The organism is Shimia sp. SK013 (genome assembly GCF_001292625.1).
Taxonomy (GTDB): Bacteria; Pseudomonadota; Alphaproteobacteria; order Rhodobacterales; family Rhodobacteraceae; genus Shimia.
This window is the reverse complement of the sequence record NZ_LAJH01000011.1, coordinates 46,335-60,817: the sequence shown is the minus strand read 5'-3', so window position 1 is coordinate 60,817 and position 14,483 is coordinate 46,335. Positions and strand designations below refer to the sequence as shown.

Sequence of the window (14,483 nt, the reverse complement as noted above, 5' to 3'; positions counted from 1 at the left end):
TCAAATTTCCCAGCTGTTCCAACAGGTGCGCCCATATATACCGTTCATATGAAACACATCGTTTTCCCGATGCGCCTTTGGATTGTCCGCGCGAAACAGCACTGAGCCTCGGGAAAACTCTGCTTTGGTCATGACACCGTCGCGCAGGGTTTCGTCGGGTTGGTTCAGCACCTCAAACCCCTCCTCCTTTAGCCGCGCCTCAACGGTGTCCATCATGAGCCGCACAAAAGGCTGATCGCTATTGTCCAAAATAGGTTGCATCTGTGTCGCGCGCCATTCGATGTCAAATAGGCTTTCAGAACAGAAAGCCTGCCAAGCGAGAAAAATTGGTTTGTCGGTGACACGACGCACTGTGCGGGCGCAATGCATCATCATTGATCCGTCGATGCCTTCCCAAAGGGTATCAGCTATCACTGCGTCGCTTACAAAGTGCGGCGCGTCGTGATGCGTACTTGGCGTGGAAAAGGCTCGGTAGTTGTTGAAAACTGGTGTTGGAAACATGCCCATACCCGCAAGCAGAAACGCATCGTAGATTTCAGGCTTAACACCAGTATTTTCGCCAGATATTTTGCAGAAAAAATCCGCAGCTTTGGTGTCGCGTGGGATCACCTCTCCGTCCACGACATCTAACGTAGCCATGCCATCTGAAAGTGCTCCGAAAAACGTCGGCACAAAACCTTTTCCGGCTACATCGCCGTCTTCCCAGCCGCTTTTCAGCGCAGCAACATGGGAATTTCCCATCACACAAATTTTCCGGCTCATGCCTGAAACGCCTCTAACAAAACCTCTTCGCATACCACGTCGTTTTTGTCACTCTGAGGCACGTTGGCGGTCTTGCGGATTACGTTCGCCTTGCCACCTTTCGGATCATGCTGCGCCAAAAACGCTCCCATTGCCGTGTTCACACCGGTTTCGGTGACGCTCCGCAAATTGGGTTCAAAAAACATCCCTCGGGTCGCAGGTGCAGTGATCAATTCATAAGATGGGAAATAATCGACGTCTCGATAGGTTTCAAAAAGCTCACCAGCGACTCCTCTCAGCACAGATTTAGAGTAAGTTGACGCAGCCAACGCATGCTGTCCTGAGGCCGTCGCCGTAAGCGGAACAGGTGAAACTGTGACGATCGTTTTCAACGGCTTGTCACGTTCGCGTCGCAACAGCCTTTTTAGTTTTACAAAATCGCCCAATACACGACCGTGGCGATGATTTTGAAACTCATAGACTTTAGCATCAAAACTACCAGCAATTGTGCCGGGCGCTGTTGGAAACACAGTCCCACTGTCTTTATGTGCCCAGGTTTCCGTCAGGCCAAAGGTAAAAACGAAAACATCCATTTCCAGAAGCATTTGCTTCACTGCAGCCAAATGCCCGGCGCGGGCACGCAAGACTTGTTCAGGGGTCTCAAACCCATTCGGCTCAACGTTCGGGCGCTGCGCATCAAAAAACCGCCCTTCGCGCTCCCATACCCTGTCAGCGGGTTCCGCCACCCCAAAAGCCTCTCGTGCCAGCTGCAACATTTGCGCGGTCGTGTAGATATTGCCATAGCGGCAGGTATAAATACCGAACCCGTATTTCTTGGCCAGTTCAACGCTCATTCCGCGGGGCGCGGGCTCGTATTGCGAAACATTGAATTTTCGAGCCTTTAGGTGCCGTGCAATATGTTGTGCAAAACAACTTCCGGCGGTTGCAATCGCATCGTGTCGGGTAATTTTGAACTTGCGGCGATAGAGTCCTTCCATCGCCAGTGGATCTTGTTCAGCCACACCAGAACGCCAATAACCCCGCGAAGGAACGTCTTCATACGGTGACGTTTTTTTGAATTCGCCCATCGCCTGCACTCTCACTTGCCACTTTGGCGCGCGCCCCGCTAGGGCGGATCGCCAAGCCTAAAGGTCCTTTTTGCGGTCTTTGTGCCGCGGTTTGCACCAGAATCGCAAATACTTGCGTCGGTCGTCAACCATTTCCTCAAACCCCGCGTTTTCCAATGCACGACCTGTCCGGCAATACCCAAACAATTCCTTAGGTAAATCGTCCGTCATGCCAATTTTAGGAAAAAGACCTAAGGTCAAAGGATCCCACGTCACGAATTTTGTGACGCGACGTCTCTCTTACGTTAACGTAAAGCAGTGCTGTATCCCTTCGACAGTCACCCCATCTGCTCACAAGAGAAGAGAGCCAAGGAGGACCGATGAGCGAAGAACAAATGACGATCCGCGAGATGTGTGACGCCTATGACGTCACGCCACGCACCCTGCGTTTCTATGAATCCAAGGAACTGTTGTTCCCCATCCGCGAAGGCCAGAAGCGCCTGTTCACAAAACGGGATCGCGCCCGGTTGAAGCTAATCTTGCGGGGCAAACGGTTCGGGTTTTCACTCGAAGAAATCCGTCAGCTTCTCGATCTCTATGACATGGGTGATCAACAGGCGACACAGTTGCAGCGCACCTACGATGTGGCCCGCCAACGCCTGCAAGACATGGAAGAGCAGCGTGATGAGCTGAATGAAGCCATCGACGATTTGCGTGAACAATTGAAGTGGGGCGAGCAAATCATCGCCGACTTCGAAAACGATCTAAAAGCAGCACAATAAGTCCAAGGGAAGAGACTATGCCAACGTATACAGCCCCTGTGAAAGACCTTCAGTTCGTCCTGCACGATGTCCTGAACGTCTCCAATTCCGACACGCCCGGCTACGCAGACATGGAAGCCGACTTCACCAACGCCGTGCTCGAAGAAGCTGGCAAGCTGACGGGTGACTTGCTTGCACCGCTGAACGCCGTTGGCGACCAAGAAGGCTGCCGTCTGGAAAACGGCATCGTTTACACGCCGACCGGCTTCAAAGCAGCTTTTGAAACAGTCAAAGAAGGCGGCTGGACCGGTCTGGATATGCCCGAAGAATACGGCGGTCAGAACCTACCTTATGTGCTGTCGACCGCTGTCGGCGAGATGTTCTCGTCCTCCAACCAAGCTTTCACCATGTACCAGGGCCTGACCCACGGTGCAGCTGCCGCAATCCTTGCCCACGGCACGGACGAGCAGAAAACCAAATGGCTGCCCAACATGGTCTCTTGCGAGTGGACCGGCACCATGAACCTGACCGAACCGCACTGCGGCACCGATCTGGGCCTGATGCGCACCAAGGCGGAACCACAGGACAACGGCTCCTACAAAATCTCCGGCCAAAAGATCTTTATCTCGGCGGGTGATCACGACATGGCCGACAACATTGTGCACCTCGTGCTGGCCAAAGTTCCCGGTGGCCCCGAAGGCATCAAAGGTGTGTCGCTCTTTATTGTTCCCAAGTTCCTTGTGGATGACGAAGGCACCATCGGCGCGCGCAACGGTGTGTCAGTTGGCAACATCGAAAAGAAAATGGGCATCCATGGCAATTCGACTTGCGTGCTGAACTACGACGAAGCCGAAGGCTATTTGCTGGGTGATCTGAACAAAGGCATGCGCGCCATGTTCACCATGATGAACGAAGCCCGTCTGGGTGTCGGCATGCAGGGCCTGGCCGCGGCGGAAGCTGCCTATCAGAACGCTGTCATCTACGCCAAAGACCGCCTGCAAGGGCGCGCCGTGACCGGCGTTGAAAACCCAGAAGGCCCCGCCGATCCGCTGATCGTACACCCAGATATCCGCCGCTCCCTGATGGATCAGAAATCCTTCGCCGAAGGCGCACGTGCGTTTATCCTCTGGGGCGCCCAGATGATCGACGACGCTCATCGAAAAGAAGACAAAGACGCAGACGGCCTCGTGTCCCTGCTGACACCAATCATCAAAGGCTTCCTGACCGACGAAGGCTACGACATGACTGTCAAAGCCCAACAGATCTATGGCGGTCACGGCTACATCGAAGAGCACGGCATGAGCCAGTTCACCCGCGATGCTCGCATTGCGATGATCTATGAAGGGGCCAACGGCGTTCAGGCACTTGACCTTGTGGGTCGCAAACTGGCGGTTGATGGCGGCAAGCACGTGATGGCGTTCTTTGACCTCGTCAAAACCTTCTGCAAGGAAAACGGCGACGACGACGCGATGAAAGACTTTGTTGAGCCTCTGAAAGCAGCATCCAAGGACCTTCAGGCAGCAGGCATGTACTTCATGCAGACTGGCATGAAGAACCCCAACGATGCTCTGTCGGGGTCCAACGACTTCATGCACCTCTTTGGTCACGTCTGCCTCGGCCTGATGTGGGCACAGATGGCCAAAGCCGCAAACGCAGCCCTTGCAAATGGTGCGTCGGACAAAGCGTTCTACGAAACCAAGCTGACGACCGGCCGCTACTACATGGCGCGCCGCTTGCCTGCGACTGGCATGCACCTGGCCCGTATCCAGACCGGTGGCGACACCGTGATGGCGCTGGCTGCCGAAAACTTCTGATCGGGATGGGCGGGGAAAGCCGCCCTTTCTGCCACGTCCGGTTTATCTGAGGAGGACAGATGCCCAAACGTTTCCGCCTGACCCGCCGCTTTCCGGTCTCCATGACCGAGGATGGATATCGCAAGCTGAAAAGCTTTGCGACTGAGGCCGGTCTGGACGAAGGCGAAGCACTGTCCTTTCTCTTTGAAAACTTCGACGCGGTCACAGACGAAGATTTGCTGGCGCATCGTTTGCGCCAGTTCAACGCAACGTTGGACGAGAGAAAACGGTGACGGCGACGCCACCGGCAATGCCCAAGGGGAGAACGGCATGACGATCAAACTCTATTGTTTCGGTGAATCTGGACATTCCTACAAAGCTGCGCTGGCGCTCGAGTTTTCGGGCCTCGCGTGGAAACCGGTCAAAGTTGACTTCTTTGCGGGCGAAACTCGCTCCGACGAGTACCGCCAAAATGTCAACGAAATGGGCGAAGCACCAGTTTTGGTGGATGGCGACGTAAGCCTTTCACAGGCGTCGGTTATTCAGGACTACATTTCCGAAAAATCTGGCAAATTCGCAGGCCAAAACGACGCCGAGCGCCGCGAAATCCTACGCTGGCAGTTCTGGGACAACCACAAATTTTCTTCAGTGTCGGGCATGACCCGCTTCCTGATGAACTTCCTGCCCGAGGACAAGCAGCCCAAAGAGGTCATCGGCTTCAACCTCGGCCGCCTCAAAGGCGCCTATGACATTCTGAATAAGCACCTTGAGGGCCGCGACTGGATCGTGGGCGACAGCCTGACCAACGCCGACCTGACCTGCTGTTCGTACCTCTATTACCCAGAGCCGTTTGGCTTTGACCGCGCCGACTGGCCGAATATCGACCGTTGGCTGACCAACATTTCCGAAACACCAGGGTGGAAACACCCCTACGACCTGATGCCCGGCAATCCGAGCGACAGGGCCTGAAATCATGACGCTGCCCGAATTCAAAATCGACCTGACGCCAAAGTCCGAAGAAGCCACTCGGACAATGGGGTTCAAATGGGCCGACGATCGCGTGGGGCAGCGCTCAAAAATCGGCGGAACGCCCGACCTTCCTGAAGGTGCAACCGCCCCGCCATGCCCGAGTTGCGGGAAAGAGACCAGCTTCGTCTCGCAGCTCGACTCAATCGGAGATGATCTGGCGTTTGCTGACGTCGGCCTTCTCTTCACCTTCGTCTGCTTCGATTGCTTCGAAGCGGTAAGTTTCATCCAAAGCTCATGAGGGAGTTCCCATGACCGAAGCCTATATTTATGACGCCGTGCGCACGCCGCGAGGCAAGGGCCGCAAAGACGGCAGCCTGCACGAGGTGTCCTCGCTGAGCCTGTCCACAACAGTTCTCAATGCGCTGAAAGAGCGCAACAACCTCGAAGGCCACGCCGTCGAAGACGTGATCTGGGGCAACGTGACCCAAGTGAAAGAGAACGGCGGTTGCCTCGCGCGGACGGCTGTTCTTGCCTCTGATCTTGACGAACGCATCCCCGGTCTCGCGATCAACCGTTTCTGTGCATCCGGCATGGAAGCTGTGAACATCGCCGCCAACCAAGTCAAAGGCGGCGCAGGCAAAGCCTATATCGCTGGTGGCGTCGAAGCCATGAGCCGCGTTCCAATGGGTTCCGACGGTGCTGCAATGGCGGTTGACCCCTCCATCGCAATGGACATGTATTTTGTGCCCCAAGGCATCTCGGCCGATATCATCGCGACCGAATACGGCTTCACTCGCGATCAGGCTGACCAACTGGCTGTTGAATCCCAGCGTCGCGCCGCTGCTGCGTGGGAAGACAACCGCTTCAACAAGTCCATCGTGGCTGTGAAAGACGTCAACGGTCTGACCATTCTGGACGAAGACGAATACATGCGCCCCGGCACTGACATGCAGTCGCTCGGCGGCCTGAAGCCTGCGTTTAAAGAACAAGGCGAAGTCATGCCCGGTTTCGACAAACTGGCGCTGATGAAGTACCCACACCTCGAAAAGATCAACCACATCCACCACGCTGGTAACTCGTCCGGCATCGTGGACGGTTCCGCTGGTGTTCTGGTTGGCAACAAGGAATTTGGCGAAGAATACGGCCTCAAGCCACGCGCCGTGATCCGTCAGACTGCCAAAATCGGTCTGGACCCAACCATCATGCTGACCGGCCCCGTGCCCGCGACCCAGAAAATCCTTCAGGATTCCGGCATGGCGATCTCCGACATTGACCTCTTTGAAGTCAACGAAGCTTTCGCATCCGTGGTGCTGCGTTTCCAACAAGCTTTTGGCGTCGATCCCGAGCTGATCAACGTGAACGGCGGCTCGATTGCCATGGGTCACCCTCTGGGTGCCACAGGCGCGATCATCATCGGCACATTGCTCGACGAGCTGGAGCGTCAGGACAAAGAAGTGGGTCTGGCCACACTTTGTATTGCCTCCGGTATGGGCGCGGCCACCATCATCGAACGCGTGTAATCCGCCGACAACAGGATAAAAGACATGACAGATTTCACAATGAACGTCGGCGACAACGGTGTCGCCATCATCACTTGGGACGTGGCTGACAAATCCATGAACGTCCTGCGTCAAGAATCCTTCGGTGAGCTGGAAGCGCTGATCGACGAAGTTCTGGGCAACGAGTCCATCAAAGGCGCCGTGATCACCTCTGGCAAAGACACCTTTGCGGGCGGCATGGACCTCAACACGCTTGGCACGATCCGCGAAAACGCAGGTGACGAGCCAGCCAAAGCGCTGTTTGACTTCACCATGATGGGCCACACATTCCTGCGCAAAATCGAACGCGCCGGCATGGACCCAAAAACCAACAAAGGCGCCAAGCCAATTGCAGCTGCCCTGCCCGGCACTGCGCTTGGCATTGGTCTGGAACTGCCTTTGGCCACACACCGCATCTTTGCGGCTGACAACCCCAAGGCCAAAATCGGCCTGCCAGAAATCATGGTCGGTATCTTCCCAGGCATGGGCGGCACCACACGCTTTGTGCGCAAAATGGGCTTCATGGCCGCGTCGCAGTACCTGCTGCAAGGCAAAATGGTTGACCCCAAGAAAGCCAAAGCCGCTGGCATCATCGACGAAGTTGTGGCCGATCCGGTTGCCGCGGCGACCGAATGGGTGCTTTGCGCATCTGATGCGGATCTCGTGAAACCATGGGATGCCAAAGGCTACAAAATGCCCGGCGGTGATCCTTATCACCCACAAGGTTTCATGACCTACGTTGGCGCATCCGCCATGGTCAACGCCAACACATGGGGCGTCTACCCTGCGGCCAAGGCATTGCTGTCGGCTTGTTACGAAGGCGCCTTGGTACCATTCGACACCGCGCTGAAAATCGAAGCCCGCTGGTTCACCAACGTTTTGATGAACCCATCGTCTTCGGCTATGATCCAGTCTTTGTTCATCAACAAAGAAGCCCTGGAAAAAGGCGCCAACCGTCCTGACGTGCCAGACCAGACAGTCAGAAAGGTCGGCGTTCTTGGCGCAGGCATGATGGGGGCAGGCATCGCGCTTGTGTCAGCTCAGGCTGGCATGGACGTTGTGTTGATCGACACCAATCAAGAAGCGGCCGATCGCGGCAAAGCCTACACCGAGGCCCACCTGGACAAAGGCATGAAGCGTGGCAAAGTCACTGCCGAGAAGAAAGAGGCCATGCTAGGCCGCATCACTGCGACCACAGACCTTAACACGCTTTCAGACGTCGACCTGATCATCGAAGCCGTCTTTGAGGATGTGGGCGTGAAAGCCGAAATGACCAAAAAGGTCGAGGCAATCATCCCCGAGGATGCCATCTTTGCGTCCAACACGTCGACCCTGCCGATCACCGGTCTGGCCGAAGCTTCCGTGCGCAAAGATCAGTTCATCGGCATCCACTTCTTCTCACCTGTCGAGAAAATGGCGTTGGTCGAGATCATCAAAGGCCAAGACACCGGTCCGCGTGCGGTTGCCAAAGCGCTTGATTACGTCCGTCAGATCCGCAAGACGCCCATCGTTGTCAACGATGAGCGCTTCTTCTACGCCAACCGCTGCATCATTCCTTACATAAACGAAGGCGTGATGATGGCAGGCGAAGGTGTGGGTCTCCCGCTTCTGGACCACGCGGCTCAACTACTTGGCTTCCCAGTGGGTCCAATCCAACTGGTGGACGAAACCTCCATGGATCTTGGCGCGAAAATCGCTAAAGCAACCATGGCTGCGATGGGCGACGCCTATCCGAAGTCCATCGCCGACGATGTGACCTTCTGGATGGTCGACGAAGGCCGCTTGGGCCGAAAAGCCAAAGCCGGCTTCTTCGACTACGACGAAAAAGGCAAGCGTCTGGGCTACTGGGAAGGCTTCAACCAAAAGTTCACGAAACTGGAAGACCAGCCTGAGCTAATCGAAGTCCAACACCGCTTGATCTTCTCGCAGGTTCTTGAAGCAGTGCGCGCGCTGGAAGCTGGTGTTCTGGAAGACATCCGCGAAGGCGACGTGGGCGCCATTCTGGGCTGGGGCTTCATGCCATGGTCCGGTGGCCCGTTCAGCTGGCTCGATATCGTCGGCGCCCCTTGGGCCGCCGAGCGTTGCGACGAGCTGACCGCCAAATTCGGCGACCGCTTCACTTGCCCACCTCTGCTGCGCGAGATGGCCGAAAAAGGTCAGTCCTTCTACGGCCGCTTCGGCCCTCAGGCAGAAAAAGCCGCATAAGACAAATGGCGGGGGCTTCGGCCCCCGTCTTCCTTTCTAGGCTCCAAAGTCCGTAGCCTCATCTACATTTCCAAATTACTTCCCGCCGCAATCGCTTAGAAGAATTCTCTTAGCGCTCAAGCTTGGTAATCTTGAGGCAGAGCGCTATTTGCGCATCCTCGATCACCTTTTCAGTCGACATTGCCCCATTACCCCACTCTTCCGAAAACAAAGTGAGCGGATTGCTTCTAGGAAGATCGCCTCTCATTGCTTCGAGACTGGCGATCAGCATCTGGAGATCCTCCGTCCCGAGAAATAGGTGGACAGTCTGTCCCTCTTCACTCACTTCCTCAGGGTTACGAATTTCGACCGAAAACACTGCAAAGCCCTCCCAACGGCACGCCCCACGATGTGGAATACATCGGCACACCAATTCAAATTTCAGAAAAAATTGGTCGGTTTATAAAAACCCAACAATCTAATAGCAGAAAAAGAAACGACCGCCGATCCCCCCGGCGGGCGTTTTCCTCTGACCTAGGAATGTGTCTCAGGCGATTGCCTCACCCTCGAATTCAGTCAGAAGCTCTTCGACCAACAGCTTGCCAGCATTGACCGGTAGCATGTTGTAATTAGACGCCATTCCGAACCGGGGCATCAAACCAGCGCGGGTCCCCCAATGGGATTGGCAAAAGGTCAGCATGCCGCCTGCAGCAAAAACCATATGATCTTCAGAGAATACCGGAAGAACAATATCTTGCATCGACAATGGCGACACCCGTTCTACGCCGGGAAGAATCTCCAGTGCTGCAGCTGGGATCACCGCATAAGGGTCGCCAAACGGGTCGGCTACATCTTCGATTTCCAGCAATATACCCTGATGTGGTAGCATCATTACGTCTTCCCGGTTTTCCAATGCTCCCGCCGGCACCCGCACGGGACGTAGGTTTTCAGGCCAACGCGTACCCGACCGAATACGATCTTCGCGCACCACGGCACTCAACGGTTGAAACCCTGCATCAAACGTCAATACCTCGTCACCGCGCTCCAACTCGCCTGCGGCGATCCAGCCGTCTGGCGTGGCGATCGGCGTGTCTGCAAACAGACCAAAGCCCGGTCCAGAATAGACCGGCGAAATCGCAGATCTGCGCGGTGCCGTGTCCTTCCACCAATTTTCACTCGTATCCATTTGTCTTCCCCGGGCGCATGTTTGTCATGCCTTAGAGGCCATACTGCTAAGATTTTGGGAACGATTTGGCCGTAAATCGGGAAAAAATATGGCACTGTTCACGCTCTGGAAACACTCGCCATGGTTAACCCGGATTAACCATGATTTGCGACCAACTCATCCCTTAATCACCTTATTTGCGCCCTTGGAATGGCAGCGCGCGGTATAATTCTGACATCATTCCACGACCCGATCGCCACAATAATTGGCCCACACCATACCGATTCCCCAAAGGAACCTGCGTAGAATTACCAACTTTCCAAGACGGCATTCTATCGGCACAATCGCACGACAATAGTCAAAAAGGGAGGAGGCAATAATGGGCTGGATGTCTGATGAAACAGGCCTTGGAAAACGGGCCGCAAACTATGTGCCACTGACGCCGCTGTCCGGCCTCACCCGCGCGGCCAGTATTTTCCCCAACAGATTGGCCGTCGTGCACGGTACCCATCGCAAAACCTACACCGAGTACCATGCACGGTGCACGCAACTTGCTTCGGCTTTGGACCAGATGGGTGTGCAGTCAGGTGATGTGGTTGCGACAATCCTGCCCAACATTCCGGCCGCAGCCGAGGCTCATTTCGGCGTTCCGGCCTGCGGGGCCGTCCTCAATGCTATCAACACCCGTTTGGATGTGACCACTGTCGCCTACATTTTTGATCACGGCGAAGCCAAGGTTGTGCTGGTTGACAGCGAATTTCTTCACTTGGCCGAAGCCGCTTGTGTCGAAATGCGCAAATCCCCTCCCAAGATTGTCGAAGTCGCTGCACCAGACCACGGTGCCCCTGCAAGTGGTCGACATCCAGAATACGAAAATGTGCTTGCGGGTGCTGACGCGTCGTTCAGCTGGCATATGCCCGAGGACGAATGGGAAAGCATCGCCCTTAACTACACCTCCGGCACAACTGGCCATCCCAAAGGTGTGGTCTATCATCACCGCGGTGCCTATCTGAACGCCATGGGACAAGTTCTCAGTTGGCGCATGGTGCTGCATCCAATTTACCTGACAATTGTGCCACTGTTTCACTGCAACGGATGGTGTCATACGTGGATGATGCCAATGGTCGGCGGCACCCTAGTTTGTTGCCGTGACATCACCGCAAAAAACATTTTTGACGCAATCGCCGACGAAGGTGTGACCCATTTTGGCGGCGCCCCGATTGTTCTCAACACTCTGGTTAATGCACTGCCCCCCGAGCGTCGCGCCTTTGATCATACTGTCGAGGTCTTTACCGCAGGTGCCCCTCCTGCTGCTGCGACGCTCGAGAAAATCGAACCAATGGGATTCAACGTAACGCAGGTTTACGGCCTGACCGAAGTCTACGGCCCCGCCACTGAATGTCTTTGGGATGACGAGCGCTGGGGAGGATTGGCCCCCAAAGATCGCGCAGCCATAAAAGCGCGACAAGGTATCGCCATGCCGTTTATCGAAGATGTCACAGTGATGGACGAGACCATGACGCAAACCGAAATGGACGGAGAGACACCCGGCGAAATTATGATCCGCGGCAATGGCGTGATGAAAGGCTATTTCAAAAATGTCGACGCGACCGAAAAAGCCTTTGAAGGCGGTTATTTCCATTCCGGAGACATCGCAGTTCAGCACGATGACACATATGTGCAAATCACAGACCGCGCCAAGGACATCATCATCTCGGGCGGCGAAAATATCTCTTCTGTCGAAGTCGAAGGCGTTCTAATGCACCATCCAGCCGTCTCACTCGCAGCCGTAGTTGCGAAGCCAGACGAAAAATGGGGTGAAGTGCCCTGCGCCTTCCTTGAATTGCTCGAAGACAGCAGCGCGACCGAGGCCGAGATCATCTCCTTTGCGCGCGTTCAGTTGGCCGGCTTCAAAACCCCGAAACACATTATCTTTCAGGAATTGCCCAAGACCTCCACTGGCAAGATACAGAAATTTGAGCTCAGGATCCTCGCTCGGCAATTAAAATGAAATCGCCGGGGGATCTGTGCACCTGCCCAAGCTTTAAGCACCATTGCCGGCTTCAATCCGCCTGTGATAAGCCAAAGGACACCAATAAGGGCAGAGCAGGCCTTTCATGAGCACAGCACTCCACAAGTATGACCGACTTGAGGCCACCGCGATCTGGCGCGCTTCCAAAGACGCGCAACGCCGAGATGTGATTGTGTCCATCGGCGATGCCACGCTTGTAATTTCCGATCTTCAGGATAGAGCACTGACCCACTGGTCTATCCCAGCTGTGCGTCGCGCGAACCCCGGTGAGCGGCCTGCGCTCTTTCACCCTGACGGCGACGATGACGAAACGCTCGAAGTTGGCGAAGACGAAGCTGATATGATTGAGGCCATCGAGGAACTCTGCTCCGCCGTCGCTCGCCGCCGACCACGCCCCGGGCGCCTGCGCTTTGGTATTTTTGGGGTCAGCCTCGCAGCATTCGCAGCGCTCGCCGTCTTCTGGCTGCCTGGCGCTCTGCTTGAACATGCGCTGCGAGTGGCGCCCAGCGCAATTCGTCAAGACATTGGCGCTTCATTGCTAAAGCACACCACTCGTGTCACGGGTCAGGCATGCGATGACCCCCTCGGTCAGGCAGCCCTGCGAAAATTGGAACAACGCATCGGCGTCAAAAAAGTTATGGTCGTGACTTCAGGTGTGCGCGAAGCGGCCGTGCTTCCCGGGGGCACTGTGCTTTTGAACCGCGCGACGGTTGAAGACTTCGAAGAACCTGACGTCGTGGCCGGATTTGTCATCGCAGCCCTTCTTGCCACTGGCGACCCCCTGCGGCAGTTGTTGGAAAACAGTGGGATACGCGCCAGCTTGCGGCTTCTGACCACAGGAACGTTGCCTGAGGATCTATTGCGCAGCCATATGGAAAACGTAATTTTGGCGCAACCTGATCGGCCTAGCAATGAGGCCATGATCGAAGCCTTTAAAACCCAAAAGGTTCGAATTAGCCCCTATGCTTTTGCGTTGGACCCTTCAGGAGAGGACACTTTGGAACTGATCGAGGCGGACCCATTCACAGTGACGCCAGAGCCTGTGTTGACTGACGGCGAGTGGGTGGCTCTGCAAGGCATTTGTGACGCCTAAAGCGTGTCCAAGCGCGTCACCGGATTACCACGTCAAATCAACAAGTTTTAGCGTCGCAAGAACGCATTTACGAAACCATTGCCGTGCGCTTTTGCAAGCGCGGCCTCGGCCGCTGATTGCTCGCCAAACGGGCCCGCCAACACCATACGGTGTACTGCACCCGCGCGCTCGAACTTACCGATACGGACCGGCAACCCCATTTTGCGGATCTCTCGAGCCGCGGCTTGCGCCGCCCGCGCATCTTTAAAAGTGGCCACTTGCACATAAGGTGTTCCGGCGAGCCGCAGCGCTTTTTCCGGGGTACCGGATTTGGAGGACACCACAGGCCCAACCGTCAACGGTCTCTCTTGCGTGCTGCTGCGCGTCACAACGGGGCCCTCGGCGACCTCGCGTTGCAACAATCTGCGCGGCACTCTACGTTCCCAGATCCGATCACTCAACGCTTTACCCTCAAACGTCATTTCCGCGCGTCGGGGGTTCAACCGACCGTCATCAAAGGCCAAACGATATCCATCTGGTACGGAGGTGGCCACGTTATTCACCAAGTTGGCTTCGTACACATGTTTTGGAACCACTCGTACGTTTCGAGCGACCTCGCCCTCGCGCACAACCGTTCCAGGTGCAGGACGCCGCATTGAAGAGTTATGCTGATCAAAACGCATCTTGGGCGGCTGCGATGTCGGCCCGCCAGTGCCTGGCGTATAGGGCAATTCGGTCTGTGGCCCGCAGCGAATTTTCATGCCTTTGTGAGTCGCTGCCCCACCTCGACAATCAGACGCTGTTCCTGCGGCGCGCGGTGCCTGATTTACCGGACGGCGGTTGACCGTCTTGGGCACTGGCGCAACGTTGGTGGCCGATGGTTTTGCCGACGGCGGCACGGCCACTGGCGTAGTGAACAAAGGATTCTTCTTGCTGGTACGCCTGATCGGTTTCGGAGCAGGCTTTGTCGCAACGGCTGCCGGTTGCGCGGGCGACACCGTTTTCACTTTGGGGGCTGGAGCTGCAACGGTCTTGGATTTCGGTGCACCGCTGTTTGAGCCAAAAATCGACTTGCTTTCCGTCGGCGGAGCCGCAGGTTGAATCTGCACCACGTTGGCGTCGACCTTTGCCGGCGCGGCCGTGCCTGCCATCGGCTTATCA

Annotated in this window: 15 protein-coding genes; 10 read left to right on the top strand and 5 right to left on the bottom strand. The window is 55.8% G+C overall.

From position 1 onward, the window contains the following. Nucleotides 1-762, bottom strand: a complete 762-nt coding sequence (locus tag SHIM_RS08535; protein WP_054002235.1) for a hypothetical protein — start codon at nucleotides 760-762, stop codon at nucleotides 1-3. Next, on the bottom strand, nucleotides 759-1,829 hold the full coding sequence (locus tag SHIM_RS08530) for a GSCFA domain-containing protein (RefSeq protein ID WP_054002234.1): 1,071 nt from the start codon (nucleotides 1,827-1,829) through the stop codon (nucleotides 759-761). The genes SHIM_RS08535 and SHIM_RS08530 overlap by 4 nt, the downstream gene beginning before the upstream one ends. A gap of 359 nt (nucleotides 1,830-2,188) precedes the next feature. On the opposite strand from SHIM_RS08530, the gene SHIM_RS08525 reads away from it, so the two are divergent. Genes SHIM_RS08525 through SHIM_RS08495 form a run of 7 tightly spaced genes read left to right on the top strand, consistent with a single transcriptional unit; the run spans nucleotide 2,189 to nucleotide 9,074 of the window. Beyond that, nucleotides 2,189-2,590, top strand: coding sequence for a MerR family transcriptional regulator (locus SHIM_RS08525; RefSeq protein WP_054002233.1), 402 nt, complete (start codon nucleotides 2,189-2,191; stop codon nucleotides 2,588-2,590). 17 nt (nucleotides 2,591-2,607) lie between these two features. After that, nucleotides 2,608-4,383 carry an acyl-CoA dehydrogenase C-terminal domain-containing protein gene (locus SHIM_RS08520; RefSeq protein ID WP_054002232.1) on the top strand — a complete coding sequence of 592 codons (1,776 nt, stop codon included), beginning with the start codon at nucleotides 2,608-2,610 and terminating at the stop codon, nucleotides 4,381-4,383. 59 nt (nucleotides 4,384-4,442) lie between these two features. Continuing rightward, nucleotides 4,443-4,655, top strand: coding sequence for a hypothetical protein (locus SHIM_RS08515; protein ID WP_054002231.1), 213 nt, complete (start codon nucleotides 4,443-4,445; stop codon nucleotides 4,653-4,655). Between the two features lie 37 nt (nucleotides 4,656-4,692). Beyond that, a complete protein-coding gene (locus SHIM_RS08510) occupies nucleotides 4,693-5,331 on the top strand; it encodes a glutathione S-transferase family protein (protein ID WP_054002230.1) in 639 nt (212 codons plus the stop codon). A 4-nt stretch (nucleotides 5,332-5,335) separates the two neighbouring features. Beyond that, the gene (locus SHIM_RS08505; protein WP_054002229.1) at nucleotides 5,336-5,629 is read left to right on the top strand and encodes a hypothetical protein; all 294 of its coding nucleotides are present in this window, start codon (nucleotides 5,336-5,338) and stop codon (nucleotides 5,627-5,629) included. A 10-nt stretch (nucleotides 5,630-5,639) separates the two neighbouring features. Then, on the top strand, nucleotides 5,640-6,851 hold the full coding sequence (locus SHIM_RS08500; RefSeq protein WP_054002228.1) for an acetyl-CoA C-acetyltransferase: 1,212 nt from the start codon (nucleotides 5,640-5,642) through the stop codon (nucleotides 6,849-6,851). Between the two features lie 24 nt (nucleotides 6,852-6,875). Further along, nucleotides 6,876-9,074, top strand: a complete 2,199-nt coding sequence (locus tag SHIM_RS08495) for a 3-hydroxyacyl-CoA dehydrogenase NAD-binding domain-containing protein (protein ID WP_054002227.1) — start codon at nucleotides 6,876-6,878, stop codon at nucleotides 9,072-9,074. Between the two features lie 109 nt (nucleotides 9,075-9,183). On the opposite strand, the gene SHIM_RS20400 is transcribed toward SHIM_RS08495, so the two are convergent. Beyond that, entirely contained in the window at nucleotides 9,184-9,345 is a 162-nt protein-coding gene (locus SHIM_RS20400; RefSeq protein ID WP_193749893.1) for a hypothetical protein, read from the bottom strand. A gap of 255 nt (nucleotides 9,346-9,600) precedes the next feature. Beyond that, nucleotides 9,601-10,239, bottom strand: a complete 639-nt coding sequence (locus tag SHIM_RS08485; protein ID WP_054002225.1) for a Hint domain-containing protein — start codon at nucleotides 10,237-10,239, stop codon at nucleotides 9,601-9,603. Nucleotides 10,240-10,597: 358 nt separating this feature from the next. On the opposite strand from SHIM_RS08485, the gene SHIM_RS08480 reads away from it, so the two are divergent. Together SHIM_RS08480 and SHIM_RS08475 are read left to right on the top strand one after the other, a co-directional pair. Continuing rightward, a complete protein-coding gene (locus tag SHIM_RS08480; protein ID WP_054002224.1) occupies nucleotides 10,598-12,229 on the top strand; it encodes an AMP-binding protein in 1,632 nt (543 codons plus the stop codon). Between the two features lie 106 nt (nucleotides 12,230-12,335). Continuing rightward, on the top strand, nucleotides 12,336-13,343 hold the full coding sequence (locus SHIM_RS08475; protein ID WP_054002223.1) for a hypothetical protein: 1,008 nt from the start codon (nucleotides 12,336-12,338) through the stop codon (nucleotides 13,341-13,343). A gap of 47 nt (nucleotides 13,344-13,390) precedes the next feature. On the opposite strand, the gene SHIM_RS20395 is transcribed toward SHIM_RS08475, so the two are convergent. Beyond that, complete coding sequence (locus tag SHIM_RS20395) at nucleotides 13,391-14,083, bottom strand: SPOR domain-containing protein (RefSeq protein WP_193749892.1); 693 nt, start codon at nucleotides 14,081-14,083, stop codon at nucleotides 13,391-13,393. 79 nt (nucleotides 14,084-14,162) lie between these two features. Here SHIM_RS20395 and SHIM_RS20390 point away from each other — a divergent pair, with 79 nt between their 5' ends. Beyond that, nucleotides 14,163-14,423 (top strand): hypothetical protein, encoded by a 261-nt coding sequence (locus SHIM_RS20390; protein ID WP_193749891.1) that lies wholly within the window; start codon nucleotides 14,163-14,165, stop codon nucleotides 14,421-14,423. Nucleotides 14,424-14,483 lie beyond the last annotated feature (60 nt).

Coding starts and splice junctions, on each gene's coding strand:
- SHIM_RS08535 (WP_054002235.1), bottom strand. CDS start 762: ATGAGCCGGAAAATTTGTGTGATGGGAAATTCCCATGTTGCTGCGCTG.
- SHIM_RS08530 (WP_054002234.1), bottom strand. CDS start 1,829: ATGGGCGAATTCAAAAAAACGTCACCGTATGAAGACGTTCCTTCGCGG.
- SHIM_RS08525 (WP_054002233.1), top strand. CDS start 2,189: ATGAGCGAAGAACAAATGACGATCCGCGAGATGTGTGACGCCTATGAC.
- SHIM_RS08520 (WP_054002232.1), top strand. CDS start 2,608: ATGCCAACGTATACAGCCCCTGTGAAAGACCTTCAGTTCGTCCTGCAC.
- SHIM_RS08515 (WP_054002231.1), top strand. CDS start 4,443: ATGCCCAAACGTTTCCGCCTGACCCGCCGCTTTCCGGTCTCCATGACC.
- SHIM_RS08510 (WP_054002230.1), top strand. CDS start 4,693: ATGACGATCAAACTCTATTGTTTCGGTGAATCTGGACATTCCTACAAA.
- SHIM_RS08505 (WP_054002229.1), top strand. CDS start 5,336: ATGACGCTGCCCGAATTCAAAATCGACCTGACGCCAAAGTCCGAAGAA.
- SHIM_RS08500 (WP_054002228.1), top strand. CDS start 5,640: ATGACCGAAGCCTATATTTATGACGCCGTGCGCACGCCGCGAGGCAAG.
- SHIM_RS08495 (WP_054002227.1), top strand. CDS start 6,876: ATGACAGATTTCACAATGAACGTCGGCGACAACGGTGTCGCCATCATC.
- SHIM_RS20400 (WP_193749893.1), bottom strand. CDS start 9,345: ATGCTGATCGCCAGTCTCGAAGCAATGAGAGGCGATCTTCCTAGAAGC.
- SHIM_RS08485 (WP_054002225.1), bottom strand. CDS start 10,239: ATGGATACGAGTGAAAATTGGTGGAAGGACACGGCACCGCGCAGATCT.
- SHIM_RS08480 (WP_054002224.1), top strand. CDS start 10,598: ATGGGCTGGATGTCTGATGAAACAGGCCTTGGAAAACGGGCCGCAAAC.
- SHIM_RS08475 (WP_054002223.1), top strand. CDS start 12,336: ATGAGCACAGCACTCCACAAGTATGACCGACTTGAGGCCACCGCGATC.
- SHIM_RS20395 (WP_193749892.1), bottom strand. CDS start 14,083: ATGAAAATTCGCTGCGGGCCACAGACCGAATTGCCCTATACGCCAGGC.